This is a genomic window from Paenibacillus sp. JT22N7 (assembly GCF_059383875.1).
Genome location: NZ_JBXENY010000005.1, coordinates 52,852 through 78,413, shown reverse-complemented (window position 1 = coordinate 78,413; position 25,562 = coordinate 52,852). Strand labels below are relative to the sequence as shown.

At 48.6% G+C, this 25,562-nt stretch carries 32 protein-coding genes and 2 tRNA genes; 25 read left to right on the top strand and 9 right to left on the bottom strand.

Annotation, left to right across the window (positions count from 1 at the left end):
• The first annotated feature begins 3 nt into the window (after nt 1-3).
• From AC50Y5_RS14905 to AC50Y5_RS14860, 10 genes are all read left to right on the top strand, one after another.
• On the top strand, nt 4-2,937 hold the full coding sequence (locus AC50Y5_RS14905) for an ABC transporter permease (protein WP_494861734.1): 2,934 nt from the start codon (nt 4-6) through the stop codon (nt 2,935-2,937).
• A 5-nt stretch (nt 2,938-2,942) separates the two neighbouring features.
• Nucleotides 2,943-3,827 carry an ABC transporter ATP-binding protein gene (locus AC50Y5_RS14900; RefSeq protein WP_056041571.1) on the top strand — a complete coding sequence of 295 codons (885 nt, stop codon included), beginning with the start codon at nt 2,943-2,945 and terminating at the stop codon, nt 3,825-3,827.
• Between the two features lie 6 nt (nt 3,828-3,833).
• Complete coding sequence (locus AC50Y5_RS14895) at nt 3,834-5,408, top strand: ABC transporter substrate-binding protein (RefSeq protein WP_235533303.1); 1,575 nt, start codon at nt 3,834-3,836, stop codon at nt 5,406-5,408.
• Nucleotides 5,409-5,531: 123 nt separating this feature from the next.
• A complete protein-coding gene (locus AC50Y5_RS14890; protein ID WP_172455662.1) occupies nt 5,532-5,696 on the top strand; it encodes a hypothetical protein in 165 nt (54 codons plus the stop codon).
• Between the two features lie 149 nt (nt 5,697-5,845).
• Nucleotides 5,846-5,922, top strand: a tRNA-Ile gene (locus AC50Y5_RS14885).
• Nucleotides 5,923-5,943: 21 nt separating this feature from the next.
• A tRNA-Leu gene (locus AC50Y5_RS14880) sits at nt 5,944-6,029 on the top strand.
• A gap of 144 nt (nt 6,030-6,173) precedes the next feature.
• Nucleotides 6,174-7,175, top strand: coding sequence for a tyrosine-type recombinase/integrase (locus tag AC50Y5_RS14875; protein ID WP_494861731.1), 1,002 nt, complete (start codon nt 6,174-6,176; stop codon nt 7,173-7,175).
• 130 nt (nt 7,176-7,305) lie between these two features.
• Nucleotides 7,306-7,566, top strand: a complete 261-nt coding sequence (locus AC50Y5_RS14870) for a hypothetical protein (RefSeq protein ID WP_494861729.1) — start codon at nt 7,306-7,308, stop codon at nt 7,564-7,566.
• 543 nt (nt 7,567-8,109) lie between these two features.
• Nucleotides 8,110-8,595, top strand: coding sequence for a hypothetical protein (locus AC50Y5_RS14865; protein WP_494861727.1), 486 nt, complete (start codon nt 8,110-8,112; stop codon nt 8,593-8,595).
• Nucleotides 8,596-8,697: 102 nt separating this feature from the next.
• Nucleotides 8,698-8,787 carry a putative holin-like toxin gene (locus tag AC50Y5_RS14860; protein WP_494862309.1) on the top strand — a complete coding sequence of 30 codons (90 nt, stop codon included), beginning with the start codon at nt 8,698-8,700 and terminating at the stop codon, nt 8,785-8,787.
• Nucleotides 8,788-9,017: 230 nt separating this feature from the next.
• On the opposite strand, the gene AC50Y5_RS14855 is transcribed toward AC50Y5_RS14860, so the two are convergent.
• From AC50Y5_RS14855 to AC50Y5_RS14845, 3 genes are all read right to left on the bottom strand, one after another.
• Nucleotides 9,018-10,001, bottom strand: a complete 984-nt coding sequence (locus AC50Y5_RS14855; RefSeq protein ID WP_494861725.1) for a tyrosine-type recombinase/integrase — start codon at nt 9,999-10,001, stop codon at nt 9,018-9,020.
• On the bottom strand, nt 10,002-10,925 hold the full coding sequence (locus AC50Y5_RS14850; protein WP_494861723.1) for a tyrosine-type recombinase/integrase: 924 nt from the start codon (nt 10,923-10,925) through the stop codon (nt 10,002-10,004).
• A 192-nt stretch (nt 10,926-11,117) separates the two neighbouring features.
• A complete protein-coding gene (locus AC50Y5_RS14845) occupies nt 11,118-11,351 on the bottom strand; it encodes a helix-turn-helix domain-containing protein (RefSeq protein ID WP_430156711.1) in 234 nt (77 codons plus the stop codon).
• 180 nt (nt 11,352-11,531) lie between these two features.
• On the opposite strand from AC50Y5_RS14845, the gene AC50Y5_RS14840 reads away from it, so the two are divergent.
• From AC50Y5_RS14840 to AC50Y5_RS14820, 5 genes are all read left to right on the top strand, one after another.
• Nucleotides 11,532-11,765 carry a hypothetical protein gene (locus AC50Y5_RS14840; RefSeq protein ID WP_494861721.1) on the top strand — a complete coding sequence of 78 codons (234 nt, stop codon included), beginning with the start codon at nt 11,532-11,534 and terminating at the stop codon, nt 11,763-11,765.
• A gap of 127 nt (nt 11,766-11,892) precedes the next feature.
• Nucleotides 11,893-12,015 carry a hypothetical protein gene (locus tag AC50Y5_RS14835; protein ID WP_494861719.1) on the top strand — a complete coding sequence of 41 codons (123 nt, stop codon included), beginning with the start codon at nt 11,893-11,895 and terminating at the stop codon, nt 12,013-12,015.
• 310 nt (nt 12,016-12,325) lie between these two features.
• Nucleotides 12,326-12,682, top strand: coding sequence for a hypothetical protein (locus AC50Y5_RS14830; RefSeq protein ID WP_494861717.1), 357 nt, complete (start codon nt 12,326-12,328; stop codon nt 12,680-12,682).
• A 355-nt stretch (nt 12,683-13,037) separates the two neighbouring features.
• A complete protein-coding gene (locus AC50Y5_RS14825; RefSeq protein WP_494861715.1) occupies nt 13,038-13,346 on the top strand; it encodes a hypothetical protein in 309 nt (102 codons plus the stop codon).
• A gap of 250 nt (nt 13,347-13,596) precedes the next feature.
• The gene (locus AC50Y5_RS14820) at nt 13,597-14,040 is read left to right on the top strand and encodes an RNA polymerase sigma factor sigma-70 region 4 domain-containing protein (protein WP_494861710.1); all 444 of its coding nucleotides are present in this window, start codon (nt 13,597-13,599) and stop codon (nt 14,038-14,040) included.
• 72 nt (nt 14,041-14,112) lie between these two features.
• Here the strand turns inward: AC50Y5_RS14820 and AC50Y5_RS14815 are convergent, their stop codons facing one another.
• Nucleotides 14,113-14,475: a helix-turn-helix domain-containing protein gene (locus AC50Y5_RS14815; protein ID WP_494861708.1), complete on the bottom strand. Its 363-nt coding sequence runs from the start codon at nt 14,473-14,475 to the stop codon at nt 14,113-14,115.
• A gap of 199 nt (nt 14,476-14,674) precedes the next feature.
• Here AC50Y5_RS14815 and AC50Y5_RS14810 point away from each other — a divergent pair, with 199 nt between their 5' ends.
• From AC50Y5_RS14810 to AC50Y5_RS14800, 3 genes are all read left to right on the top strand, one after another.
• Complete coding sequence (locus AC50Y5_RS14810; protein WP_494861706.1) at nt 14,675-15,001, top strand: hypothetical protein; 327 nt, start codon at nt 14,675-14,677, stop codon at nt 14,999-15,001.
• A 657-nt stretch (nt 15,002-15,658) separates the two neighbouring features.
• Complete coding sequence (locus AC50Y5_RS14805) at nt 15,659-16,594, top strand: DUF3102 domain-containing protein (protein ID WP_494861704.1); 936 nt, start codon at nt 15,659-15,661, stop codon at nt 16,592-16,594.
• A gap of 58 nt (nt 16,595-16,652) precedes the next feature.
• A complete protein-coding gene (locus AC50Y5_RS14800) occupies nt 16,653-17,504 on the top strand; it encodes a phage antirepressor KilAC domain-containing protein (RefSeq protein WP_494861702.1) in 852 nt (283 codons plus the stop codon).
• Between the two features lie 499 nt (nt 17,505-18,003).
• Here the strand turns inward: AC50Y5_RS14800 and AC50Y5_RS14795 are convergent, their stop codons facing one another.
• Nucleotides 18,004-18,321, bottom strand: a complete 318-nt coding sequence (locus tag AC50Y5_RS14795) for a YolD-like family protein (protein WP_494861700.1) — start codon at nt 18,319-18,321, stop codon at nt 18,004-18,006.
• Between the two features lie 45 nt (nt 18,322-18,366).
• The gene (locus AC50Y5_RS14790) at nt 18,367-18,573 is read right to left on the bottom strand and encodes a helix-turn-helix domain-containing protein (protein WP_494861698.1); all 207 of its coding nucleotides are present in this window, start codon (nt 18,571-18,573) and stop codon (nt 18,367-18,369) included.
• Nucleotides 18,574-18,681: 108 nt separating this feature from the next.
• On the opposite strand from AC50Y5_RS14790, the gene AC50Y5_RS14785 reads away from it, so the two are divergent.
• Complete coding sequence (locus AC50Y5_RS14785) at nt 18,682-18,813, top strand: hypothetical protein (RefSeq protein ID WP_494861696.1); 132 nt, start codon at nt 18,682-18,684, stop codon at nt 18,811-18,813.
• A gap of 269 nt (nt 18,814-19,082) precedes the next feature.
• On the opposite strand, the gene AC50Y5_RS14780 is transcribed toward AC50Y5_RS14785, so the two are convergent.
• The 3 genes from AC50Y5_RS14780 to AC50Y5_RS14770 form a co-directional block, all read right to left on the bottom strand.
• A complete protein-coding gene (locus AC50Y5_RS14780) occupies nt 19,083-19,286 on the bottom strand; it encodes a hypothetical protein (protein WP_494861694.1) in 204 nt (67 codons plus the stop codon).
• A gap of 102 nt (nt 19,287-19,388) precedes the next feature.
• On the bottom strand, nt 19,389-19,799 hold the full coding sequence (locus AC50Y5_RS14775; protein ID WP_494861692.1) for a type II toxin-antitoxin system HicB family antitoxin: 411 nt from the start codon (nt 19,797-19,799) through the stop codon (nt 19,389-19,391).
• A 45-nt stretch (nt 19,800-19,844) separates the two neighbouring features.
• Nucleotides 19,845-20,042, bottom strand: a complete 198-nt coding sequence (locus AC50Y5_RS14770) for a type II toxin-antitoxin system HicA family toxin (RefSeq protein WP_494861690.1) — start codon at nt 20,040-20,042, stop codon at nt 19,845-19,847.
• 191 nt (nt 20,043-20,233) lie between these two features.
• Between AC50Y5_RS14770 and AC50Y5_RS14765 the strand changes: the two genes are divergently transcribed.
• The 6 genes from AC50Y5_RS14765 (at nt 20,234) to AC50Y5_RS14740 (ending at nt 25,350) form a co-directional block, all read left to right on the top strand.
• A complete protein-coding gene (locus tag AC50Y5_RS14765) occupies nt 20,234-20,398 on the top strand; it encodes a hypothetical protein (protein ID WP_494861688.1) in 165 nt (54 codons plus the stop codon).
• Nucleotides 20,391-20,636, top strand: a complete 246-nt coding sequence (locus AC50Y5_RS14760; protein WP_494861686.1) for a hypothetical protein — start codon at nt 20,391-20,393, stop codon at nt 20,634-20,636. The genes AC50Y5_RS14765 and AC50Y5_RS14760 overlap by 8 nt, the downstream gene beginning before the upstream one ends.
• Nucleotides 20,629-21,531, top strand: coding sequence for a hypothetical protein (locus AC50Y5_RS14755; protein ID WP_494861684.1), 903 nt, complete (start codon nt 20,629-20,631; stop codon nt 21,529-21,531). Before AC50Y5_RS14760 ends, AC50Y5_RS14755 begins: the two co-directional genes overlap by 8 nt.
• 687 nt (nt 21,532-22,218) lie before the next feature.
• Nucleotides 22,219-22,611: a phBC6A51 family helix-turn-helix protein gene (locus tag AC50Y5_RS14750; RefSeq protein WP_494861682.1), complete on the top strand. Its 393-nt coding sequence runs from the start codon at nt 22,219-22,221 to the stop codon at nt 22,609-22,611.
• A 1,009-nt stretch (nt 22,612-23,620) separates the two neighbouring features.
• The gene (gene terL, locus AC50Y5_RS14745; RefSeq protein ID WP_494861680.1) at nt 23,621-25,063 is read left to right on the top strand and encodes a phage terminase large subunit; all 1,443 of its coding nucleotides are present in this window, start codon (nt 23,621-23,623) and stop codon (nt 25,061-25,063) included.
• A gap of 14 nt (nt 25,064-25,077) precedes the next feature.
• Entirely contained in the window at nt 25,078-25,350 is a 273-nt protein-coding gene (locus AC50Y5_RS14740; protein WP_494861678.1) for a DUF2829 domain-containing protein, read from the top strand.
• The last annotated feature ends 212 nt before the right edge of the window (nt 25,351-25,562 follow it).

Genomic DNA, 25,562 nt, shown 5'->3' with positions numbered 1-25,562 from the left:
CCGATGGGAATACCTCTACTGCGATTTTTGTTCCGCAAAATGTGGAACACCCGTTGGCTGACGTTTAGCGCCTTGGCGGGTCTGACGATTGCGGTTGCTTTTGCAACCAGCATCCCGATGTATGCGGATGGGGCACTCAAGCGCGTAGTCGCGGCTTCGCTCAAAGAGAAGAGCACCGGCTTGCCGGCAGGCTCGCTGCTGATGCGGTATCAGTCGCCAGGCGGCCAGACAACCGATCTTTCAGCTTTGACTGAAGTTGACCGATATATTAAAGAGGATGTACCGAATGAAATCGGGTTTGCTTATCAGAACTTTGTTCGCAGCTTGTCGCTCCGCGGCGCCGATGTCGTGCCAGAAGACCCGACTAAGGTAGATGCGAGCCGTACCCGTCAGATGACACTGATGTCCATGACGGAGCTGGAAGGCAAAACCGAAATTATGCAAGGACGCTGGTTTACCGACAAGGTCGATAAGGACGGCGTGATGGAAGCGGTCATGCTTGAAGAAGCGATGTACCGCAATGATGTTCATATTGGGGATGTATTCGAATACCCGATCTACAGCGGGCTGAATTTGACGCTGCGCATCAAAATCGTCGGAGCTGTCAAGCCGCTGAATGACACCGATCCTTATTGGTATCAAGGGCTTGAAGGACTGATGAATACGCTCCAGATTCACGAGAACGTATTTTTGAAGACGCTGCTGGAGCAGCAAAAAATTCCGCTTAACAATGCTAGCTGGTATTATGCTTTCGATTTGTCGCAAGTGCAGACGAGTCAGCTTTCGCCGCTGGGAAGAACGCTGGATCGCTTGAATATTGAGCTGTATCAGCGCTTGACCGACACGAAGGTGGAAATTTCATTTGCTGATACGCTCATTGAGTTCAAGCGGCAGAGCTTGCAGCTTCAGACGCTGCTGTTCACGCTGGCAGCTCCGATGCTGGCGATGGTATTTTATTTTATCGCGATGAATGCCCGGCAGTCTCTCGATAAGCAGCGCAGCGACATCGCGGTACTTCGCAGCCGCGGCGCAGGCACAAGGCAAATTATATGGATTTATTTGCTCGAGGGCTTGCTGCTTGGGGCAATTGCTCTAGTAATAGGCCCGTTCCTCGGCTGGTTTATGGCGAAAAGCATCGGCTCGGCCAATGGCTTCCTGTCCTTCGTCAACCGGACGTCGATTCCGGTCGGCTTCTCGACTGAGGCGATAATTGCAGGCGTAGCAGCCGTCGTGCTGGCACTGCTCTCGACGATTATTCCGGCGATTATTTATGCCAGATCATCGATTGTAAGCTACAAGAGGGATTTGGCGCGTTCGGACCGCAGTCCGTTTTGGCAGCGCTGGTTCATTGATGTTTTGCTGCTTGGCGCAGCCGGATATGGCTGGTATATGTTCAATCAGCGCCAAATGCTGACCTTCCAGACGGGACTTACGACGGATCAGCTTAATGTGCAGCCATTTCTATTTTTCGTACCGGCTTTATCGATTTTTGCAATGGGATTGTTTTTCCTGCGGTTGTTCCCGTGGCTGCTGAAGGTGTTTAACTGGCTGGGCCGGAAGTTTTTGCCCGTTCCGCTTTATTTAACTCTTACGCAGCTGTCGCGTTCTTCCAAAGGTTATTACCCTTTGATGATTTTGCTAGTCTTGACACTCGGGCTCGGTGTATATAATGCATCTGCTGCCCGTACGATTGATTTGAACTCGACGGAACGCACGCTGTATAAATTTGGCACGGATGTCGTCATTAAAACGAATTGGGACGGAACGCCAGAAGTCAAATATACCGGAGGCAGCAATGGAAACGGCGGCGGCAATGGCGGCAGCGGTGGAAATGGCTCCGGCGGCAACGGAGGCGGTTCGTCAGGCGGCTCTGGTGGTGGAACGGGCGGAGGCTCCGGCGGCGGTGGAGGCGGAGCGCAACAGCCTGTGCCTACGCGCATTTTGTACAGTGAACCGCCTTTTGAGCTGTTCCGCAAAATGGAAGGCGTTGAAGCGGCAGCACGCGTGCTGCAAACGAAAGGGAACATCGTCGTTTCAGGACGCTCCATTGGTCAGGGTACGGTAATGGGGATCGACAATGTCGATTTCTCAAAAGTAGCTTGGTTCCGCAATGACCTGTTTCCAACACATCCGTTTACGTATTTGAACTATTTGGGCATGTATGAGCATGCGGCGCTTATTCCAACCGGAGTAGCGGAGAAGTACCAGCTCAAGCCGGGAGATACGATGTCGGTTGGCTTTACCGAAGGCAAGCTGGATTTTGTAGTCGTTGGCATTCTGCCGTATTGGCCGACGCAATATCCAGATCAATCGCCGTTCGTCATTACGAATCTGGATTACATTTATGACCAACTTCCGATTATGCCTTATGAGGTTTGGCTCAAAATGAAAGATGGTGCGAAGGTTGCGCCGATCTTGGAAGAGCTGCAAAAACAGGGCATTGAAGTCGCTACCGTCAAGGATGTGCGCAATGAACTGATTATCCAGTCCAAGCTTCCGACCCGAGGCGGCGTATTCGGGATTCTCAGTCTCGGCTTCCTAGTATCGGTCATCGTCACTTTAACCGGATACGTGCTGTATTGGTTCTTTAATCTTTCAGGGCGGGTCGTGCAATTCGGGGTTTTGCGGGCGATGGGACTTTCACGCAGGCAGCTTACGGGCATGCTCATGCTGGAGCAGCTGTTTACAGCGGGACTTTCCATCGGGCTTGGCGTCATGATTGGCAAGCTGACGAGTCTATTGTTCCTGCCATTTCTGCAGACCGCCGAAAATGCGACAGAAACGGTACCGCCGTTCCGCGTCGTCTTCGAAGCGAAGGATACGAACCAGCTGTTTATCGTCGTCGCTTTCATGATGATTACTGGAGCGCTGCTGCTCTTCCTGCATATTCGCAGGTTGCGGGTGCATCAGGCAGTTAAAATGGGAGAGGAGCGCTAACAGCTATGATCGATTGCGAAGGCTTAGTCAAAATTTACAAAACGGATGATCTCGAGGTTGTCGCGCTGCAAGGTCTTAACCTTAAAGTAAACCCCGGCGAGCTGATGGCGATTATCGGGAACAGCGGAAGCGGGAAGTCGACGCTGCTCAATATTTTGGGCGGCCTCGACCACCCGTCTGCTGGCCAAGTTAGAGTCGGGCCGTGGGATTTGCTGAAAATCACCCCGGACGATCTCGTGAAATACAAGCGGGAAACGGTCGGTTTTATATGGCAAAATAATGCCCGCAACCTGCTGCCGTATTTAACGGCGCTGGAAAATGTCGAAATGCCGATGATGCTTTCGGGCAAGGTCGACCGCGCCTATGCCAAGCAGCTGCTGGAATGGGTAGGGCTCAAGGAGCGCATGAACAACAAGCTCCATCAATTATCCGGCGGGGAGCAGCAGCGGGTCGCGATTGCCATTTCCTTGTGCAATCGTCCGCAGCTGCTGCTGGCGGATGAGCCGACGGGATCGGTCGATACGGCAACGTCGGATCTGATTATGAATATTTTTCGCAAGCTGAACCGTGAAATTGGCATTACGATTGTCATTGTTACTCATGATCTTTCCCTCGCGGGAAAAGTGGACCGTGTCGTTGCGATTCGCGACGGCTTGACGAGTACCGAGTTCATTAAGCGCAATCCCAATATGAATACGGTTGGGGGTGAGGAAGAGCAAACAGGCAAAGGGCTTCAGGCTGTGCATGAAGCTTATGTCGTCGTAGACCGGGTGGGAAGACTCCAAGTGCCGAAGGAATATTTAACTGCATTAGGCATAACAGATAAAGCGACAATGGAGTTTGATGGTGAGCGAATCGTCATTTCGCCGCCTAAATCATTAGGGGGGTAAAATAGGATGGAGAAACGGTTGTCTAATAGAAAAATGATTAAAAAGTGGGTTGTTGTCCCTGCGACACTTATGGTGGCAACGTCGATTTTGGCGGCTTGCAGCGGCGGTGCGCAAAGTACAGCAGAGAAGCATGTTCTGCGTATAGGTGTATTGTATGGGGGAGCAGATAATGAGCCGTATTTCCGTTCGCAATATACCGATACGTATGAAATGATGAACCCGGAGATCGATTTTGAAATCGTAAGCGCAATTGACTACTCGGATATGCGCTACCAGACTCCGGATGAGAACGGCAATATCGATCAACCAGATCCGTATGCGAAAATGAAAGATATGCTGACTGGCGATAATCCTGTCGATGTCGTGGTGCTGGATTACAACATGCTGCGCCGTCTCGTGCAGGATAATCTGCTGAAGCAGCTCGACCCATTGATCAGCCAAAGCAAATTCGATTTGACTGATTATGTGCCGACTGTCATTGATGGCATTAAATCCGCTGGCGACAACAACATCTACGCCCTGACGCCAACGTTCAGCTCATCGGCTCTTTATTACAATAAAAAGCTGTTTGAAGAAGCTGGCGTAGAGCCTCCTACAGACAATATGACCTGGAAGGACATTATGGACAAAGCTCGTCTTGTGAGCAAGGGAGAGGGGGTTGACCGTAAATATGGCATGACCTTCAGCCGTTGGAACGGCGGCGATTTCAACTCTGATATTCAAACCTACAGCTCGGCGCTTCAACTGAAAATGTGGGACGATAAAGGCGAGAAAATGCTGGTCAACACGCCGCAATGGGAAAATGTATGGAATACGGTCTCTAGCTTGTACAGAGACGATGTTGTGCCGGATCAAGAGGATATTAATAAAATCAATGAAGAGCTAAACAAGGAATCCGCAGATGGCAACTACGTTTACAACCCTACACAAGGCGATTTGTTTGCGGGTGGCAAAGTAGCCATGACGATCTCAGATTACAATTATGTGAATGAGCTGAGCAATACGATGAACAATGCTTCCAAAATTAAAGACTTTGAGGCATTTGATTGGGATGTTGTGACCTATCCGACGCATGAGGAGGCACCAGGCATCGGCGGTGCCATTTACTTCAGCCAGCTGATGGGGATTAACAACAACGCTCAAAACTCCGAGGATGCTTGGAAATTCATTCAATTTACCAACAGCAAGGAATGGGCGGAAATGAAATCCCGCAGCACGTATGAGCTTGTAGCGCGCAAGGAGTACCTGAAGCCTAAAAACGGCATGAATTACAACATTAATGCCTTTACTGCCCTTAAACCTATTCCGCCGCAAAGCGTCGATACAGAGAAGCTGTACCGCGAAAAGCCGGGCATTTGGGAAGCGCAAAATGCTTCTTACGATCTGTTCCAGAAAGTTATTAAGGGCGATATAACAGCTAAGGAAGCATTAGCCGAGTGGGAAACGAAAGGTAATGCTGTACTGGAGAAGCTGAAAAAAGAGCCGGCCAAGACAGATTCATCGAAGGCAGCTGAGGGCGGCACAGATGGTGCCAGCACCATGCCTGTAGAGGTAGAAACAACAGAAGTACCAGCAGGATAAAAAAGAACGTCCCGTATAAAGCCTGAAATGGCTTTGTACGGGACGTTCTTTTTTGAAGGTATAAAAGATGGATTACTGTATTTAGCCTTTTTTGGGTATTCTAATGAGTGAGGAGGGATACCAATGAGGTGGATCTATTGGGTTCGATTATACGAGACAAAATTTCAGGCAGGCTGCCTTGTGCGAAGAATGGAAAATGATTGGTGGATCTATGGCTACGAGTGTCCGCAGGAGGTCGAGGTTTTTCGCTCCAAGCGGGGGCGTTACGGCGTGAGATTTTTGATTTAAATCAAAAGATTAAAAAAATGAAGAAAAATGCTTGACTTCACTATCTCATATATTGTATATTAATTCATGTCGCCATTTCAAATTGATGCGCTGTACGAATGGAATATATAGCCGCTTTCTATTAAATCGTCTTGCTAGACGTTTTATGAGGGCCCTTAGCTCAGTTGGTTAGAGCGGTCGGCTCATAACCGATTGGTCGGGGGTTCGAGTCCCTCAGGGCCCACCATTGTACACCTCAATCTATTATGCCGGGGTGGCGGAATTGGCAGACGCACAGGACTTAAAATCCTGCGGTAGGTGACTACCGTACCGGTTCGATCCCGGTCCTCGGCATACGGCTTTAAATCACGGTGGCTTTACGGTGTCTGTACGCATCCTGCACGAATACTGCGATGCTACATTCACGTAGACCTGTGCGCCTGCTCTTCGTAATATTCGTTTCATTAACGAATTTTGCGAAGTGGAGGCGTTTTTTATATGTCCGAAAATAGTAAGAAAGGCCGTGGTCGTCGCGTTAATCTAGCGTCGGCTGGCGGCGGTAAATCTCCGATTCAATACCCTGCGGAATCCCTCGATTTAGACGCGGCGATCACGTCATTTCTCCGTTACTGTCGCATCAGGAACCTTACGCAAGATACGCTCAATTTTTACCGCGATACTCTATTAGAATTGACGCGCCAGCTCCAAAAGCAAAACGTTGAGAGGCCAATAGATATCGTAAAAGATACGATCATGGTCGCACTAGAAACGAAGCGAAGCACGCCTATTAAACGCGGTAAGGCGGAGACGCCCGCCGATGCAACGATGGATAAACTTGTCCGAAGCTGGCGCGCCTTCTTTAATTGGATGCACTCGGAAAGCTTCGTCGAGAAAAATCCCTTCGTAGGAATCGGTAAGGCGAAGTCCGAACGCAGCATCATAGAAACGTTCTCCAACGCGCAAATGAAGTCGCTATTGAACGCGCCTAACCGTTCTACTTTCACAGGCCTCCGCGACTATACGATCATGTTGACGCTGCTAGATACGGGTATCCGCATATCGGAGCTTGAAGGTATCAGCCTTCATCACGTTAATTGGAGTGATCGTACGGTGAAGGTTTACGGAAAAGGGCGTAAAGAGCGGCTCGTTCCGATATCGCGCGCGTTAGAAAAGGCGCTTCGTAATTACAGCGAGGTTCGAGGCGTATTGGACTGCGACTCGTTATTCGTAAATGTCGATAACAATACGTTTAAAGTTCGCGGCATTCAACAAGCGATTAAACTCTACGGTCAGGATGCGCGCATTAAAGGCGTGCGGGTATCGCCGCATACGTTTAGGCACACTTTTGCGAAAATGTACATTATGAACGGCGGCGATGCGTTTAGCTTACAGAAAATACTCGGGCATACATCGCTAGATATCGTCCGAATGTACGTAAATCTGTTTGGAACGGATATATCGGAAAAGCACGATCGACACTCGCCGCTAGAGAATCTATAGAACGCGCATTGTTACCGCAATTTCCTTCGGGCGATTGCGGCTTCTTTGCGTTGATTTTCATTGTAAAATCCGACACTTCTTGCGATAATATACGTATTACCTAAAAAGGAAATCGCAGGGGGATTGCGCAATGGAGTCGAAGAACGAAGTTAAAAGAGGAGACACTACGTCGAGCTGGGCGCAACGTAGCGCTTCGGAAATAGAGTCCGTAGAAGCCAAATCTGCGATAAATTTATACGGTGTTGCAGGTATAGTCATTATTATAACAGGTGTATTAATAGCGCTATTTTCAAGCATACCGACAGGTACTACGATATTCGCGCTAGGGTTTGTAGTAATGGGAATCGGTGAGATATTGCGTTACCTTAACAAACTGAGCAAAAGAATGTAGTAACGCCAAACAGCGGTCATTCCTTACGGGGAGTGGTCGCTGTTTTTTTTTTTTGTTTAGCGGTCGGCCGATCGGATACGCGAACAGTGAGGCGTGCTGGCGTTTAAAGGCGAGAGTAAGCGTGGGATGCATTAATGCGATAAACTGAGAATAACGGAGTATTCGCGAGATCGTAGGGTTTTTTGGGAAAACGGAGACTGCGTCAAAATACCTGTAGATGCACGTTCATGCACACTAACCTACTTTAAACTACTTGAGAATGCGTCAAAATGCGCGAAAATGCGTACTGCCGTTTTTAAGCGGATTTCGCAAAATCGGCCGAATATGGCGTTTGTACAATTTTACCAACGAAAATATAATACGGAGGAGGCGGAGTACATGAGCGCAACATGCGTGAGATTGTCGGCAAGGCGTATACGGAGCTGGGCCGCGAGTTGAAGGAAGCGCAAGACGAGTTGGCGAAAAACGGCTACGGATGTTTCGAGAATTGGTATAATTCATTGGGATTTAAGAAGCGTAACGTATATCGAATCATCGAGCGGTATGAACTCGTTCGTGACAAATTGTCACAAGCGCGAACTACTCGAAGACCTACCCGTATCACTCTCGTACGAAATCGCTGCTCCTTCCGCTGAAGCAACCGTTCCCAAGCGCCAGGCGAAAGCGGCCGTACTCGCTGGCGATATTACAACGCTGAAAGAGTACCGCGAAATGGTCACGAAGTTAGAAGCCGCCGACCAACAACGCGCCGCACTCGCAGACGAGAACGAAGTCCTACGTGATACAGTCGAAAGTCTAGCCGCAGTTCCGCCACGTATCGAAGTAAAGCGTGAAGTCGTAGCTGATGCGGGAATGGCCGAACGCCTTAAACGTTATGAAGCGCGATTCGGAGATATTGACGGAGAAGTAACGGAACGTATAACGAATCATACGGAAGTTGACGGAGCTGCGGCGCACTTTGCAGATGACGTTCAAACGCTTCTGATGGAATTCGTACTTACTTTAAAACTCCCGAAAAGTCAACAATAATTGATCGGATGAATTGTTGTAGGCTCCACTAAAGTTATTATGTATAATCAATCGTAGGTAATAGCGGTAAGAAGAAAGGACGTATATTTGAAGACTAGTGAAGTGATTAATTTAATGCTTCAATTCGGAATGTTCGTTGTATTTCTGCTTACTCTAATCGTAGCAATTATTGCTTTAGCGGTTCAATCTTAAACAGGAAAAAGCCCCGTTATCTTGGCGGATGGGGGCTTCACCTAAACTATTAGCTTACAACTAAACGTCTTACCGCTTTTACCTACGATTGATTAAAGTTAACTTTGATGTGCGCTATTCACTTTATGATAATACTTTAGAACGCTTGTGTAAACAGAATGGATTGTTTTAGTTAACTTTTCTACCTGGATACGCAAGTCATTGACGGATAAGGTTAACTTTTCGCTCGCTTACTTGAGTCGCGTAAGCGGTGAGAATTTCGAATGCTGTTTACGTATATGTTCTTCGTCTGCCCGCGAATAACTTCGGGTTGTCTCAATGTCAGCATGCGCGACTATACGTTGAAGCGTCATTATGTCACCGCCGTTAAGCAGATACATCGTGCAAAAATAACTGCGAAATTGGTGCGGATGCGATAGTTTAGGATCAACGCCTGCCTTGGCGGTATGCTCGCGCAGCCTTTTACGAAAATGATCGATCTTAAGGGGAAGGCCGTTCTTTGCTATAAAAAGATAATCGGACTCATATTTTTCGCGGTTTATTTCGATAAGCTTATCGATCTCGGCCAGCGTCTCCGGTGATATAGGGACGCGGCGACTCTTACGATTCTTATTCATAGATGCCGGTAGGTATATGGAGCAGGTTTCGTGATCGATCAAGTCAGTGTTTATTCGCAGGGCCTCATTTATACGGAAGCCACCGTCCACTAGAAGCAGCATTACAGTACGATCGCGGAAGCCTGCGTGGGTTGTAATATCCGGAGCTGCGAGAAGCTTCCGCACATCATTATCCGTAAAGGTCTGCCGTTCGTCTACGTCGACGCGCGGTTTTTTGATCGTTTTAACCGGATTAACTTTAATCATGCGTTCATTCGTCCAGAAAATAAACATCGTTTTCATCGTTTGTATCCGCGAAATAACGGTGTGCGTGGAAATTTTACTTCCTTTTACGATCCTATGCGGTATACCGCTAAACTTAGTCTTATTGTGCATATAGTTGATGTACTGGCGTAGTAAAACGGAAGTTATTTCGTTAATGTACTGAATATCGGAATGTTCACACCGCAGCCATTCGCAAAAGTATGCCCAGTGGCTTCGGTAATTTCTTAGCGTCTGACCACGTAATGCCTCCGCTTGTTTAGCGTTATAAAAAACGATAAACGCGTCCTCTAAGCTATAAGCCGTAGTTTCCGAGATACCCCCGTTAGTAACCATCTAAATTACCTCGCCTATTTTAGTATTCTCCACCGGTGAAAATGCCTTATGCGCGTCTCGTACTTCGCTGCTGAACAGATTAACGTACGTCAATACCTGGTCCATCGTACTGTGACCGAGGATAGATTGCAGCGCAAATAAATTCGCTTTATTTTGAACGCTGAGTCTGGCGAACGTATGCCTCATTGTGTGGGGCGAGCAGCGGACGTTTGTTATTCCCGCTGTTTTACCGTGTGTTTGTATTTGTTCGTGGACGGCGCGCCGATCGATAGGCCTCTGATTTCCGCGCTTAACGAAAAGGGTACGATGAGGAACGTCGCCGCGCCGATGAATGTACGTAATTAACTGCTGGCGCATTTTATCCTGGAAGTAGACAAAGCGCTCGCGGGCTCCTTTGCCGTTTATCTTAATAGACATGACGCTCCAATCGATGTCATCGAGTGTAATTTCGCATAATTCACGTACACGTATGCCCGTTTCTAGGAGAAGTAAGATCATAGTGTAATCACGAACGCCGCTGAACGTATTTAGCTTTGGTTGGCGGAAAAGGGCAAAGAGCTGCTCGTTCGTAAAAGTGTTAACGACGGTTCGCTTAACCTTGACCAACGATATTTTTTTGAATGGGCTTTCCGGCAAAAGCTCTTCCTTTACGAGATAGTTAAACAAAGCGCGGGCGGCACGTAGTAGGCAGTTAATTGTTGTCGGCTTTAACTCTTCTTCTTCCATGAGGTAAAAGATAACGTTCTCCTTCAGAACACGGTACGTTATCGCGGCTGGATCGGTCGATAATTGTTGTATCTCTAAAGTATTACGTAGCTTCAGAAACTGGCGGTAATAGAATTCCAACGTATGCTTGCTTAAATTGGCGTACTTTCTATCACGTAGGAACAATCGAACAGCCTCTTCTAACGATAGCTCTCCCATTTAACCGCCTCCTCATATACTGTCCTCTCCGTATATATCGGCAAATCATCGCAATACTTTAACGCGTTACTGTGTTAACGAATTATGCGCGCATTTATAACGCAGATTTGACGCAACCTTGGCGCATATTGACGCAGCTTAAAAACAACAAAAAACCGCTCGTTTTTGTGAGCGGTTGAGGCCGAACGTATGTTAGTGACTTTCTGTTGCTTTTTCGTTTTCTTCGTTTGGAGTAAATATGATTAAATCTGACGGAAGCAGTCCGAGCTTACTACAAAGTGCGTCCAATGTTGGGAAATCAATACGAGTATTAGCATTTGCAGCGAGGGCTTTAATTGTGTTGCGGCTTATACCTGTTTTTTCTTCAATGTCTTTATGCGATAAGTGTCGTTCGCGCATTACTCTATCCAGTGTAAATTGTATCACAGTTATTCCTCCGAAATATAATTTAGTCAACTAGTTGACAAGTTAATAGACGACGTAATATACTGTCGTTAGCTAGTCATCTTGTTAACTAGTTGACAAGTTCTTATGTATACTTCTAATACGAATATTGTACCAGATAGTTTCGTCAGGCTCAATTATAATCAGGGAGGTTTCATCCGTATGTCTAAACAACCGCAAATTACGCACCGTCTTCGCTTCGTACTCCGCACCGACGGACTTATCTTCGTTTCTATTCTCGATCGTCCAGCTCCGCTATCCTTCTTGTCCCAACCTGCTTACTTCCGCCGTATCACCGGCATATCACCGCTCAAAACGATCGGCACTGTCCGCGTAACCGACGCGCAACTCCGACAACTCGGCTTTATTCCGCAGAAAGGAGGCGTCGCAATATGATTCTTGCTTATCCGAATATCAACGAAATCCCGACGCCAGTTCGACGCAGAAAAACGCGCCTTGTACTCCGTATTATTGCCGAACTCGCGGCTGAAATTGCTTTCGCTCTAATACGGAGGTACTTGCCATGACGCATAATCGTTTAAAGATTTCAGCGTACTGGCTGCGGGGAAAGCGGCGCTTAATTGACGATACCGGCCTATTCGTTATGCACGAAGGCGAGCGCCGTTATCTGAAGCTGTTCCGATGAGAACGCGTCCGGATTACTGCAATGAATGTCGTACCGCTGTCCATTTCCGTTATGTAAAACACAATGCTGATTCCGTTTACGCTCGCTGCGTTGAATGTGGCGCGCTGTACGATCTGATTAACAACGGTCGCATACTCCGCGAGTTCCGTCCATCATTTACACAAAGATTGACGTACTATTTTCACAAAGCAAACGCATACGGAACGCAAAGACACGCCTTTATGCGCGGTCATTCAACTATTCAGCCGCCAGCTTCCCGTTATAGGCGCTTGCTGGCGTATAAAGCTGCGATGAAAGAGAGGGCCGGCCTATGAAGCCCATCACCGTAATTAACGGACCGTATAGCGAAGGCGGTTCCGTCAAAATAGAGCGCGCCTATCTCGTTTCGCCTTCAATCGCAATGTACGTTTCCGACGGTAACCTCTGGCTCGATCGCGTGATCCCCGTTCCAGGCCGTTTGTTTGAAACTTACGTAAGCGATGCGGGCATTATTTTGACGGAGAAAGCAAGCGGCGAAGCTGAATCGCTTATCGCGAATATGTACACCGCGCTCCGCAGCATAGACGCGTTCGAGTTCGTAGTAACCGTTCTATTAGAAATCGGTATTGATCTCGATTGGGTACCGCTACCGCCTGACGAGGCTCCGACGACAGGAGCCGAAACCTAGCGCCGCTTAATTGGCGCGATGGTCGCGGATCGTCGTTTCTGATGATTCCGTAAATTTAACCGCCCGTCCAGGTCGTTTTACCATCCAAGTAGCGCTAACTGCTCGGATGAGGGTACGCGCTAACGTATCCGCTGCTTTAAAGTCCGTACCGGCTCTAACCGGATCGTCATGCGGGCTTCGTTTTACCGTCGCCGTAGTATGTACGGAATAGCGTCAACTATTTCGGCTACTCGGCGGCCGGTCGTATTAAAGGTGCGCGCTAACGTGCCTGTTTTACAGCGCCGCCGCTCCGTTCTTCTACGCCAATAGTCGAATGAGGCGGCGGCTAACTATTTCAAGAGGGGTTGTTACGGGGATGAGACAAATTCAGATTATTAATTACCTTGAAGAACCGTCGTTACCTAGTGGCTATGACCGTTGTGTGGACAATGGGGTTCTAATTGCATCAGATATAGCCGCTATTATTGAGCGTTACGCGCTTGTGTTTGTACGTGTCAAACCTTCAGCGGAAGGCGTCGGTATGTACGACTACTGTTCACATCTTTGCGAACTTGACGTCGTTCTCGAAACGGCGGACGAACTTTCCGACTTGCCCGCCAATTTGCCGGACCTAATCGAGTGGATGACGTCTAAACGAGATCGGCCGCTCGCTACCGCTGTATGATTCTAGAAGTGCGCCTGATTGCGACTGTAACCGTCTCGGGCGCTTCCTTTTAACATTAATACGAACGTTTGTTTGTGTGGTTTCAAAAGTTTTTAGATTATTTTCGAAACGGTGCAGCTTCGTCCAATACTATCATTTTAAATGAGGTAATGAATACCTAGCGTTCACGCTCAATCATCATCGCGAAATCACGAAGAAAGAGAAGCAGGACGCGGCGATACGTTTACGTAAAGCCGGAAAGAGTTATCGCATGATTGGCGAAATGATCGGCGTTCATGAGACGACGGTAATGCGGTGGGCGCGTACTGACGGTGAGAGCGATGAAGGTACAATTCCATTTGATGCAAATGCAACAGTTGGAAAAACCGAATCCGCAGACGGTAAGTTTCGTCCAACAACTCAACCTTCGGCCGAAACGCTAACGGACCGCGAGCAGACCGCCGTACGGTTGCGGGACGAAGGCGCAACGCTGAAGGAGATCGCGCAGGCAATCGGAGTTAGCTCGCCGCAAACCGCCAGCAATACGTTACGGCGAGCGGAGGAGAAGCGGTTAGTAGCGGAAACTGACGAAGCGGGTGACGATAACCTGATATATACTTCGCATACAGCAGGTCAGAGCGGCGCGGTTACGATCGGAGGCGGCGTTATTGATCCGAAGGTTTACGAGCTTATCGAGTATACGGCGCGGCGCTAGGAATACCGTAGGTTTAACCGACGGCAGAGTCTGAAGAACGCTATTCAAAATTCTAGGGCCTTTAGCCGCAACCTACTCACTATCCTCACGATAACCGCGCGGCTTCATCATTGCAGCGTCGCTCTCCGAATACTTCACAAGCTGTAATAAGTCCGCAATGCTATCGACTTTCAAAGCGGTACCAATTCGTGCAATATGATCGAGGTTCAAGCGATCCACGAATCCTCTACATAACTGGCTGATTGCTGCCTCGCGAATCCCTGTCATCGCTGCGAGTTGTTTTTGATTGATTCCACGAGCTTTAATGTAGGCTCCGATTCGCAGTTCCGCAACAAGAGGCTGATTCTCGTACTCCGCCGCCTCTTCTGGCGACTCTTCCTGTAACGCACGCTCGATTACTTCTTTACCTACGGCAGAAAATAGACTCTTTTTCATAATTCATTACTCCTTTTATCGTCGTTAATCGTAGTATAAGGTATTTTTCGTATTTTCGCAATTACGTATTGACGTAATTTTATGGATGCGGTATTATGAAGTTGTTTGAAATTACTTATATACGTAATTACGTAAACAAAGAACTGGCGCGAGGCTTTTCGCGTCTGAGTATACGCTAAATTACGAAGGAGCTGACGAAATGGGAGTTAAAGTATGGATGACGCCGCCCGCTGCGGAACGTTACAACGAAGGTAGTAAGGAAGCTGCGTGGACCGTCGAAACGGACTTCGCAACAGTTGAAGTCACAGTCCCCTTAACAGATGTGTATTGCTCGCTAAGGGACACGGTTCTTATTCAAAAGCAACCGAAAATTCACGTGAAATTACCGCCCTTAACTATTACGAAGCTTAACCGCGCTGCCATCCGCCGAGTCTCGCCGAATCCGTTTATCGCGCCGCCTATCGCTATGTGCGGACTGATGACGTGGACCGGGAGAATAAGGGTATCATTTAAAATGACCCCCTAGTCGAAAACCGCCCGCAGATACCCTCGACTAAACGGCCGCCTCATAATCGTTTGCACTATTTGTATACTACGCATGTTCGCGTAATTACCAGATCTGCTCACGCGCCATCATTCGCCGCCAAAAACGCGCCATGTACTTTTCACCGTAGTTTTACCGTGGTTTTAGCCGTCCTAACTACGCGAGGCTCCGTTAACACCAACGGACGCTCCGGACGCCTAAATCGACGTGAAAACACGATGAAAACGTAGGTGCGCGATTATCAGCGATGAAGCGGTGAGGAATCGGAGGGCGCGGCGGACCATTTGCGGCTCTTATCTCTTATATTTTAAGCCCACGCGTCCTTCTATGTGTATATAAGCCCCGTATCGGATGTGTTTTATATCCGGTGCGGAACGAACTTAATAGAACGTAGTGATATTAAGTGAGTTAAAGTCTTTTAAGTGCTTAAAGATTAAAGGATTTTAAAATAACACGTAACGCGCCGCTTGTCAACGCTTATTTTAACTGGAAATTATCGCGCCGATTATCACGTAAAAGTTTGCACTATTTTACGTTGTAGTAAATTCGCATGTGCAATTCGCTGTTTTCCATCGACATATATTATAACGCGGAATTTTCCGCTTTACATAATTCACTCACTACGAAGAGGAGGCGGACATGTCTACTAGCGCGCAGAAACGAGCGGCACACGTATTTTCAACGGAATTGCCAGAGATCGAGGGCGAGATACGCGGATTCTTAACCGAAATTGATGCGGCAGAGGTACGGGCTGGACGCATAGCAGTCGAAATCGGGCGTAGACTTCATTTCGTTAAGATGAACGGACTGATTCACGGTCAATGGGAACCGTGGCTGCGCTCCGTCGGCCTTGTACCGGTAACGGCGCGCAAGTATGTTCAGGTTTACGAACGGTTCGGAAATCGCTCGACGTCTATCGATTTACCGATCGGTAAAATGTTCGAGCTGTTATCGGTCCCTGCTGAAACGGACTTAGAAGCGTTCATGGCGGAATTACACGCTACCTCTTCGGGGGAAAAGTCGGTCGCAGACATGACGGTTAAGGAGCTGCGCGCGGTTATTCGCCAAGAACGCGAGGCGGCAGGACTCATAACCGCTAAACCGGCTGAGTCGTCCAGCGGCGAAGCTAACTCGTCAACATCGCGCGATCCCTTCGAGATATCCGGACTTTCTGAAGCGGAAGTGGAGACGCTAGAACGGCTCCCGCTCTGTATAGCGCGTCGAGTAGTAGCGTTAGGCTCTGGTGAGATAACCGCGATGCTATCCGTAGCAGCCGCGTTGTCATCACTGTTGTTTTCGGAGAATTATCCGGATATTTTGAGCGGCCTGCGGGCGGGGAAGTCGGCAGTCTCGATAGCGACCAGTTATAAACAACCGCACAACCGCCAGTCATTCGGAGGCATTGCCGTCGATCCGTACGAGATTTTCGACGTGTACGAAGGAGACAGTTATAGTGCGGTTCGCGGAAAGTACCGTTCATGGGTGAGGCTGTTGCATCCGGATGTGGGCGGCTCGGATTTTCTTTTTAAACTGGTAACGGAGGCTTGGCGGGGGTACCAACGCGCGGAAGCATAAACACGCGGCTGCGGTCGCTTAACATAGATAACCCGATAAAACGAAGGAGAGATGCGGAATGTTAGGATTGTTTGATTACGAAGGAGCAGCACTAAGAACTAAGATAATAGACGGACAACTTTGGTTCGTAGCTGGGGACGTTTGTGCAATACTAGCTATCCGCAATGTGTCCGACGCAGTAGCAAGTCTGAATGCTGATGAAAAGGGTATAGTTTTAACCGATACCCTTGGAGGGGCGCAGAACGTCACGGCTGTAACTGAATCTGGCGTGTACTCTCTCGCGTTCAGGAGCCGCAAACCGATGGCTCAAGCTTTCCGTAGGTGGGTAACGTCGGAAGTCGTACCTGCTATACGAAAGACCGGCCGCTACGAAGTTGCTCCGGCTCCATCGTATCAGATCGAGGACCCCATAGCGCGTGCGGAACGTTGGATAGAAGAAGAGAAGGTGCGGGTGGCGCTACAATTGGAAACCGAGCAGCAAGCGTTAATTCTAGCGGAACAGGCTCCGAAGGTTTCGTACTACGAGCAAATACTAAGCTCAACCAATGCGGTACTAGTGACACAGATTGCGAGAGATTACGGACTGAAAGCTGCGGAATTAAATAAGATACTTAAAGAGGAAGGCGTCCAGTACAAAGTAGGTAAACAGTGGGTGTTAAAGCAGGCTTATGTAGGTAGAGGGCTTACAAAGTCCCATACAGGCACTAACCGCACCACGAAGACTTCGTACATTAATACGAAATGGACGCAAAAGGGGAGGTTGTTCATACACGAGCTACTTACCAAACGGGGTATATCGCCAGACGGCGAGCCTCGGACGGTGGGAGTTAAGCGGAGAAGCCCGCGCAGAAAGCAGCAGCAACAAGTTATTGAACCCGTTATTACGCTGAGGCTAGCCCTTAATCCGTAATTAAAGCATACCGCACTCTCGCGTACATCATTGCGCTAAGCGTGCGGTATTTTAATAAGCGCATGTTGACGAATATTCTCCAATTTAGACGACAATCTTATTCGAACAAAAAGATGAAGCTTTGAATTAGTGGGATTTTTGTGCTAAATACATGATCAAGCTATAAAGGTTGTGCAATGCTTCTAAAACTGCGGCAAATATGAGCATCTTTAATAGAGGAGTATTGATGAGCTCTACGAAAGATGTGAACTCACTGTATGTAAACTGGTTCCAAGTGAAGATTGCAATTCCGGCGTATGTTGTGGCTTTCAACACGAAAAAGAAATATTCGAATTTTTTTAGTAACGACATAAAATTCACCTCTTGTAACTTATCCCTGCGTAGTAATGTTGGTTTATGGGTGGGGTATTAAGGAGGCGACGAGCTTACGGAGCCTTTCGTAGCGGCTCAGAATGTAGCAGAAGCGTGGCGCGAACGTCTCAGCTCCGTGTATACGTAGTTATTCAACCGCAATAACTTCGTTTACGAAAAACCATTCGCCATCTACTCGTACGCGTTTGTTTATAGCGTCGATGCGCTCTATTACGCCGATGACACGAGTATCTTCGTAACGATCGAACAGGATTAGCGTAATGGATATCTTATGTTCGTATGAAACCGATATTTTTTCGTAGATGGCTTCGCGCTCGTCTACGTAAAGTATCGGTTTTTCTTTTGCGGCTTGGTCGCGGTAGTGGTCGAGTATGCGTTCGCGATGTTCCGGAATTATCATACGGCTACTTTCCCACAAACCGTTATCGTTCAGCTTTTTACTCATGCGGAATCACCTCGCGCTTATTATACGCGAACACACGTTCTTTAGTCAATTCTCTTCAACGCTGAATAAGTCTTCAATCGTTACGCCGAGCGCCCGTGATATAGCGACTAAATGAGCGGACTCATGGCGCGAGTTTTTATCGAACCTCGATATAGAAGCTTGGGGAACGCCGGACATATCGGACAACATATCTTGCGTCAGGCCGCGCTTTTTTAGAAGGCTTCCAAGCTGCGGAGTTACTACGTATTTCATACAAAATCACCTCTAAATTTATTATACGATATCGTATATTTTTCGTCAAATCTATTGACATCCGATATACGATATCGTATAATAAGAGTATAAGAAGGAGGTGAGAAAATGCAAGATTGGATGAACTTTTCTATAACGGTTATGAACCTAGTGACGGCAGTAGTCGTATTAAAAACAGCGTTGCTAGCATTACCGAAAAAGAAAAAAGGTACAAAACGCCGCGCCCCACGCAAACGTTAATGTACCGAGGGAGGGGACGAAAGTCCTCTTCCTACAAATCCAATCTTACCACAATTAAGCCGTACAATACAATAACAGGAGGTTGCCGCCATGTTGCAAACTGTTACGTTCGTTCTATCGGCTGTCGCGCTAGTCATCTCTGTCATCGCATTAATCACCGTAATTAAACGCCGCAGATAACCGCAGACGCTTCCGTACATCTACACCGCGCAGCGGTAGTTAACAGTGGTCATCCGCGCGGACTTTGCCGGTCTATCTGTTAACTGCCGCTATTTAGCGTAAGTAAACGTACAATTACCGCGTATAAACCACTCTTCGCCTATCCTAACGGTCTCGTCCGTTACTTCTTCAATACGACCGCTGCCTATTAGCTCACCGTCCTGGAACGCGAGTATAGCGGTTTGATCGAGGGCGGCCGTATGAAAATGTACCGGCGCGGTTAACTCGCGGAATCCTTTATGCTTCTTCGTCATATTTCGTCACCTCTACGCAAATAATTCGCTAAATATACGGAAATTCCTGTTGTAGCTATACGAAAAAGCCCGCCAATTACGGCGGGTCTTCGTCATTTCTTACTATTGTTTACGTTCAGTTACGCCGAGATGCGCTTTTAGCCCGTCCTGAAGCACGCGCGAGAAATTAACGTTATTCTCGACTGCAATCTCATCGAGCCATTTGGGTATCGTCAGCGTCTTTTTAACGGCTTGTTCCGCCATCTTATTGCGAAATGGCGGCATCCACACGTCAATTAAGACGACTACTTGATTATTTTCCGTCTTGACGTCAAGTGTGCGCGTAGGCGCAGGGATATCGTCGTTATCGCGCTCCATACCGTAAAGGTGCAGCGACATACACTCGCGAGCCATGCGCAAGGCTTCTTCGTCTGTATCTCCGCAAGTAAGCGCGCCAGGTAGGTCCGGAAACTCTACGGAAATACCGTCATCAGCGTAATCGAATATCGCAGGGTAAACATAGCGATCTTTCACGTAATCACGTCCTTATTTTATTATCTATGTTAAAGAAGGGGCGGGCTATAAAAGCCCCGCTTGCTTCAATATACGTTTTACTAAGATCATCGGCAAGTCCTTTACTGGATGCCTTACGGTTACTTTACCGGGCTTTGTTTTGTGTTTGTATTGCCAATGGTCGCCTACGGTATGTACCCAAAACCAACCGTCTTCTTCTAATATTTTGATCATTTGCTTTGAAGACTTACCTTTTAGATTCATATTGTCCCTCCCCTCATTAATATAATAACACGTATTTAAGTACGTGTCAATAAAATTATACGTATTATAATGCGTATTTTGCTTTACTTTTACGCCTTCAGTTACCTATACGTTATAGACGGAGCTAAACGCTATCTCATTCGCGAGATGGCTTATTTTTGTGTTTCCACATTCGAAAGGGGACGTTGTGAATGGCGCAAATGACGCGCGAATTAAGCGGCTTAACGGTTAAATTGGACGTAGACGTGTCCGAGGCTATCAGCGGATTAAAGGCGCTTCAGCGCGAAGCTAAGAAGGCTACACAAGCACTAGCGGAAGTAAGAGCGGCGCAGGAAGCGGTGAACGCACGTGAGTAAATATAGTTTCGGACGAGATACCGCGTATTCTGCGAAGGTAATTCTCGGACAGCTCGGTTACGACTTCGCGGAACTTCAGGCGCTTTCTTCCGACGATAAATTCGATTTCTCCATCGCCATCATTCCGGAAGTACAACGTTGGTTCTCGGATTTACGTTCAACTATCGAATCACCTACGGTTGCGCGTTTTATCGCTCATGCGCTTGATTTTCACGAGGAGGTAAAGCCGAATGAATAACGGAATCGCGAAACACTACGACGACGAAACCGGCCGTACACTCCTAGTTGTTGACGAGGCGGAGTTCAGCGTAATGAGTCACGAACAACTTTCCGCGATTCAGGACGCGAAGAGGCGCAAGGCTGCGATTGAAGCGGCAGGAGGCGGACGCAATTACGTTGTCGCTTATCACGTTCCTGTACGCAAGCTGAACGATATCCTTAACCTCAACGAAATCGGCGCGGTCATGAAGCTGATTCCGTACATGCGGTTCGACCGCAACGGCGAACTTCGGTACGCAGCTAAACGCATGGGCATCGAAGAGATAGCGCGTGCTATCGGTAAGGCTCGCCGCTGGACGGTTACGCTCGTTAGCGGGCTTGTCACGGCTGGCGTGCTAATTACGGAGAAGGACGGCAAACGCAACGTTTATAATGTCTCAGAGGCGTACCACACGATCGGACGCGCGATTAAGGGAACGACATTCACGCGGATTTACCAAACGAAGACGCGGACGGATATCGCTAAAGTTTCGATTCAGGCGGCCGGGCTTCTGTATAAGATGATTCCGTATATTCACTACGAATATATGTATCTCTGTTGTAATCCGAACGTAAGGCATAGCGACGAGATTCGCCACCTATCGCAGACGAGATTCGCAGAGGAAGTAGGCGTCGACGATATTACCGCGCTTCGCTGTATGCGCGAGCTTATCACGGCAGGCTTCGTAATGCGGTCGGAAGCATTTGGCGCGAAGATTATTCGCATGAATCCGGACGTTATGTACCGGAAGCGACCGCGCGACGAAAACGATGAGTACACGGAGTTTGTACGTAACGAGTTTAAGCAGGCGTTGAGCGCTGACGAGTGTAGAAACGGCGTAATCGAGGTAGACGAGTCGGAACTTCCGTATTAGACCGCTTCATATACTGCACAGCAACGGGCAAAATCGCTTCATATACTGCATAGTTGCGAAGTGGCTTAACGCTTAGAGCCACGCGGGATTGCGGCGTTTTTACGCGTTTCGTCCTCTTATTCTTAGAGATAACGCGGCATCAACGCCGCTTAAGTAATACGGAGGTTCGCGCAGGCTTTGAAGCCAACGGGAACACGGACGCGTCGTCACTACGTTCCTAGCGACATATCGGTTTGACCAAAAGCGTGCCAAACCTCATGTACTAATACATTTTGGACGCGATATCTCTTTGTCGCGGACAAGGCAAGGAGCGCAGCGACGCGGCAGGCTCTTAAGCTCCCGTAGGCTTTCTAAAGCCACCGTGAGCAAACGTTATAAGAACGGAGCTGATGCGATTGTTAACGTTAGTAAACGCAATCCTACTCGTTCACGCCGCGTTAATCATTACGATAATCATACTCGTGAGTAGGCGCTATGATGGCGTTGAGTTCAACGTAGGGCTTCCGCTTACTGCGCTGACGTGCGTATGCCCTGCGCTAGTAATATTCGTATGGTACGTAGTGTCAGACGGTAGGGTAAGGCGCAAGAAGGCACGCAGGCTAAGGCGTGAGTGGGGACGCCCAGGACGGAATAGATAACGATAATGACCGAATACAGAACGGAGGTGAAACGGTATGCTGAAACGGTATGCTGAAACGGCTTGAGACGCACCACCGGATCGCTATCGGCTATCTTTCGCAGCCTAATCGCGGTGGTAAGACGATGGAGGAGATCGCTACGGAAGCGGGAGTTAGTAGACGGGCGCTTTACGACTGGTTAAAGGATACATTATTTGAACGCGAGTTGAAGCAGGAAATAGTACGTCAGACAATGAACAGGCTTCCGGATATCATGGATAAATTAGCGGACTCTGTAATCCACGAAGGCAACGCAGCAGCGGCTAAGTTACTTCTTCAGGTTAACGGTATGTTGACGGATAAGCACGAGATTGACGCGAAGATTTCAGGATCGGTAGATATAGACGCGTTACGTAGACGTATAGCCACGTCAGTCAATCGTGATAGTGACGATGTGAAGTGAGACCTATTTAGGCGCTATTAATGAAGGAACGCGTTAAAACGGTATGCACAACGCTTCACATTAGGGCGGATTTTCCTGCACGCGCGGTTCGGAGCGCGGCCCTTCGGATTTTTTCGGAGCAGCAGCGCGGGGCCGTTCGGTTTGGCCGGAAGAGGACGCGTTTATACATTTTACCGTAAATTGGTAATTTGCATAAACGTGAATATTCCGCCAGTATTCGCGGGAAATAGGATTGTTACTGAACGTAGCAAACCGCGTAGCAGTGCGGGTTCTAGGCGACTGCATAAACGATGTATAAACGGTTAATTATGCGCGAAACAAGAACCGCGTAACCATGCGGGTTCCCAGCGGTGACTAGTGTATGAAATGCGGATTTTGTACATATGTCCGTGCATAAACGCTGCATAAAGTCCGCGCTGAACGTATGCATAAACGGATGTCGAAACGTGTCGAATATGTATAGAGCGAGATGCGGCGATCCCGTACGCGAACGTGCGTACCCCCAAGCGGCCGTGCGAGGCGGCCCGAATCGGGTGCTACTACAATCCGCGTATCAAAATTAACGTTTGGGTTTCGCCTATCTACACGCCTGATAGCGCCGTCCTACGCTTCGACGCTGTATTTACGCCTTAACGCAATTCAAACGCCGCTATCACGCTAAATCAACGCTAAAAACGAGAGGAGGGCGGCTACTATCGCATGGACAAACGGTAAATGGATCGGACGCGCAGAGAGAGACGCGGTTATTCACGAATTACACGCGCTGCGGGACGTTATTAAGGACGCCGATATAGCCGCCCTTTCTGACGACGATTTACGCGATATCGACGAGCAACTAACGGAATTAGAACGTTTAGAACGCATTAACGCAGGCGAAGACGACTTAATCGCGTTCGCCCTTGAATATTTTTCGGAAGCACGCAATCCAGGCAACGCAGGCAACTGGGACGGCTTCGATATTACAAACGTAGCAGAAGCGCCAGACTTCCATCGCGAGATTAGCGACGTCATGGACGACGTATCCAACGTCAATAAGAATGCGAAGACGGCCGTTGCCGCTCCGCGTTCTCACGCTAAATCGACGTACCTGTCGAAGGCGTTTCCACTGCGGGAGATTGTTTACCGTAAGCGTAAATACGAAATTATCATATCGGAGACGCCAGCGGTCAGCTCCGGCAACCTCGATTGGATATCGATGCAGCTAAAACATAACGAAAAGCTGCGGCGGGACTTCGGGCCTTTGTTATCGCCGAAGCAGCAGGAGAATCCGAAGGATAACAGCTCGGAGTTTATCGCGTGGGAACCGCAGCCGAACGGCATACCGAAGCTGCTTACGAAAGTTGAAGCGGCATCGACCGGCCAGGCGCTGCGGGGACGTAACTGGAACGGCGTGCGGCCGGACCTTATCGTATGTGACGACCTCGAAGACATAAAGAGTAACGCGGCCACTCCGGAATTACGCCAGAAGATGCGTGATTGGTTCGCACAAACCGTCGTACCGCTCGGAGACCCGAAGGGTAAGAAAACCGCGATGGTCTACATGGGGACTACGGTCCATCACGAATCACTTCTCGTCAACGTCCTGTATAAACGGTCAGACTTTAAAGCGCGCGTATATCGGGCAATTATCGAATGGCCGGAACGTATGGATTTATGGGAAGCGTGTAGGCTCGTTTATATCGGTCGCGACAATCCGGACCGCGCAGCGGAGGCATTAGCACTATACGAGCTGAATCGCGCGGATATGGACCGAGGCGCGGTCGTATTGTGGCCGGAAGCGCAACCGTTATGGAAGTTGATGACGTGGAAATGGGATAACGGAAGCAAGGCGTTCAACACGGAGTATATGAACAATCCGGTCGATGAAGAAAACGCCGTGTTCATCCCGGACAAGTTTACGTATTGGGACGGCGCGCCTCGCGACTTCAGTAGCGCTGAATACGACGTCTACATGGGCGTTGACTTTGCGATGGGCAAGACTCGCGGCGACTATAGCGCGCTGCTAACGGTCGCTAAGCACCGAAAGAGCGGTACGGTGTACGTTATTGATGCGTATGGGGAACGCGTCCATCCAGACGAGTTTATGCGCGTAATCGTCGAGCGTGTCACCCGATTCCAGCCGATGAAGATCGCGGCTGAAGCGCAGGCAGCGCAGGAGTTCTTCGTACACAAGCTGAAGCAGGCGCTGAGAGCTTCGGGTTACCCAGCGAATACGCGCGTTAAGGAGATACACCAACGATCACGCAAAGAGCTGCGGATTGAAGCGATGATTCCGGATATCGAATCCGGCGCTATTCAATTTTCAAAGCGGCATGCGCTATTACTTGAACAATTCGAATTATACGGTTCCGGCGCACACGATGACTTACCGGATGCATTAGAGATGGCCGTTAACGCGTCGAAATCCTCGCGCAAACAAGTACGCGAAAAGCCAGCGATATTTTATAGATAAACGGAGGTTTTTAGATGAATTTCGGACAAGCAATTGAAGCGTTAAAGAACGGTAGCAAAGTAGCTCGCGCGGGTTGGAACGGAAAAGGAATGTGGGTTGCGTTAATGCCAGCGTTATACATTGATGAGGGAATGGTTAACGGAAGAACGCGTAAGCACATCGGAGAAGATGCGCCTCTCGACAGTCAGCCATATCTCGTAATGTGGACGGCAACGCAGCAATGGCAACCGGGATGGCTTGCGTCTCAAGCGGACATTCTCGCGGAAGATTGGGAAGTCGTAACGTAGCGTTACGCTAAATAAACGCATTCATAACGAAAGGAGGACGCGAATCTGGCGTGGATTCTGACGAATAAAGGGGACCAGGACTGCCGGAAACTTGCGGATCGCCACTACTCAAGACAAACGGTAGGTTCGCGTCAATTCTGCCGTCCGGGCAAGAATTTAGTCTTGAGAAACGAAGAAGCCTCCGCTTTATGGGTAACGTGGTCGGGAATACG

Coding starts and splice junctions, on each gene's coding strand:
- AC50Y5_RS14905 (WP_494861734.1), top strand. CDS start 4: ATGGGAATACCTCTACTGCGATTTTTGTTCCGCAAAATGTGGAACACC.
- AC50Y5_RS14900 (WP_056041571.1), top strand. CDS start 2,943: ATGATCGATTGCGAAGGCTTAGTCAAAATTTACAAAACGGATGATCTC.
- AC50Y5_RS14895 (WP_235533303.1), top strand. CDS start 3,834: ATGGAGAAACGGTTGTCTAATAGAAAAATGATTAAAAAGTGGGTTGTT.
- AC50Y5_RS14890 (WP_172455662.1), top strand. CDS start 5,532: ATGAGGTGGATCTATTGGGTTCGATTATACGAGACAAAATTTCAGGCA.
- AC50Y5_RS14875 (WP_494861731.1), top strand. CDS start 6,174: ATGTCCGAAAATAGTAAGAAAGGCCGTGGTCGTCGCGTTAATCTAGCG.
- AC50Y5_RS14870 (WP_494861729.1), top strand. CDS start 7,306: ATGGAGTCGAAGAACGAAGTTAAAAGAGGAGACACTACGTCGAGCTGG.
- AC50Y5_RS14865 (WP_494861727.1), top strand. CDS start 8,110: ATGAACTCGTTCGTGACAAATTGTCACAAGCGCGAACTACTCGAAGAC.
- AC50Y5_RS14855 (WP_494861725.1), bottom strand. CDS start 10,001: ATGGTTACTAACGGGGGTATCTCGGAAACTACGGCTTATAGCTTAGAG.
- AC50Y5_RS14850 (WP_494861723.1), bottom strand. CDS start 10,925: ATGGGAGAGCTATCGTTAGAAGAGGCTGTTCGATTGTTCCTACGTGAT.
- AC50Y5_RS14840 (WP_494861721.1), top strand. CDS start 11,532: ATGTCTAAACAACCGCAAATTACGCACCGTCTTCGCTTCGTACTCCGC.
- AC50Y5_RS14835 (WP_494861719.1), top strand. CDS start 11,893: ATGACGCATAATCGTTTAAAGATTTCAGCGTACTGGCTGCGGGGAAAG.
- AC50Y5_RS14830 (WP_494861717.1), top strand. CDS start 12,326: ATGAAGCCCATCACCGTAATTAACGGACCGTATAGCGAAGGCGGTTCC.
- AC50Y5_RS14825 (WP_494861715.1), top strand. CDS start 13,038: ATGAGACAAATTCAGATTATTAATTACCTTGAAGAACCGTCGTTACCT.
- AC50Y5_RS14820 (WP_494861710.1), top strand. CDS start 13,597: ATGATTGGCGAAATGATCGGCGTTCATGAGACGACGGTAATGCGGTGG.
- AC50Y5_RS14815 (WP_494861708.1), bottom strand. CDS start 14,475: ATGAAAAAGAGTCTATTTTCTGCCGTAGGTAAAGAAGTAATCGAGCGT.
- AC50Y5_RS14810 (WP_494861706.1), top strand. CDS start 14,675: ATGGGAGTTAAAGTATGGATGACGCCGCCCGCTGCGGAACGTTACAAC.
- AC50Y5_RS14805 (WP_494861704.1), top strand. CDS start 15,659: ATGTCTACTAGCGCGCAGAAACGAGCGGCACACGTATTTTCAACGGAA.
- AC50Y5_RS14800 (WP_494861702.1), top strand. CDS start 16,653: ATGTTAGGATTGTTTGATTACGAAGGAGCAGCACTAAGAACTAAGATA.
- AC50Y5_RS14795 (WP_494861700.1), bottom strand. CDS start 18,321: ATGAGTAAAAAGCTGAACGATAACGGTTTGTGGGAAAGTAGCCGTATG.
- AC50Y5_RS14790 (WP_494861698.1), bottom strand. CDS start 18,573: ATGAAATACGTAGTAACTCCGCAGCTTGGAAGCCTTCTAAAAAAGCGC.
- AC50Y5_RS14785 (WP_494861696.1), top strand. CDS start 18,682: ATGCAAGATTGGATGAACTTTTCTATAACGGTTATGAACCTAGTGACG.
- AC50Y5_RS14780 (WP_494861694.1), bottom strand. CDS start 19,286: ATGACGAAGAAGCATAAAGGATTCCGCGAGTTAACCGCGCCGGTACAT.
- AC50Y5_RS14770 (WP_494861690.1), bottom strand. CDS start 20,042: ATGAATCTAAAAGGTAAGTCTTCAAAGCAAATGATCAAAATATTAGAA.
- AC50Y5_RS14765 (WP_494861688.1), top strand. CDS start 20,234: ATGGCGCAAATGACGCGCGAATTAAGCGGCTTAACGGTTAAATTGGAC.
- AC50Y5_RS14755 (WP_494861684.1), top strand. CDS start 20,629: ATGAATAACGGAATCGCGAAACACTACGACGACGAAACCGGCCGTACA.
- AC50Y5_RS14750 (WP_494861682.1), top strand. CDS start 22,219: ATGCTGAAACGGCTTGAGACGCACCACCGGATCGCTATCGGCTATCTT.
- terL (WP_494861680.1), top strand. CDS start 23,621: ATGGACGACGTATCCAACGTCAATAAGAATGCGAAGACGGCCGTTGCC.
- AC50Y5_RS14740 (WP_494861678.1), top strand. CDS start 25,078: ATGAATTTCGGACAAGCAATTGAAGCGTTAAAGAACGGTAGCAAAGTA.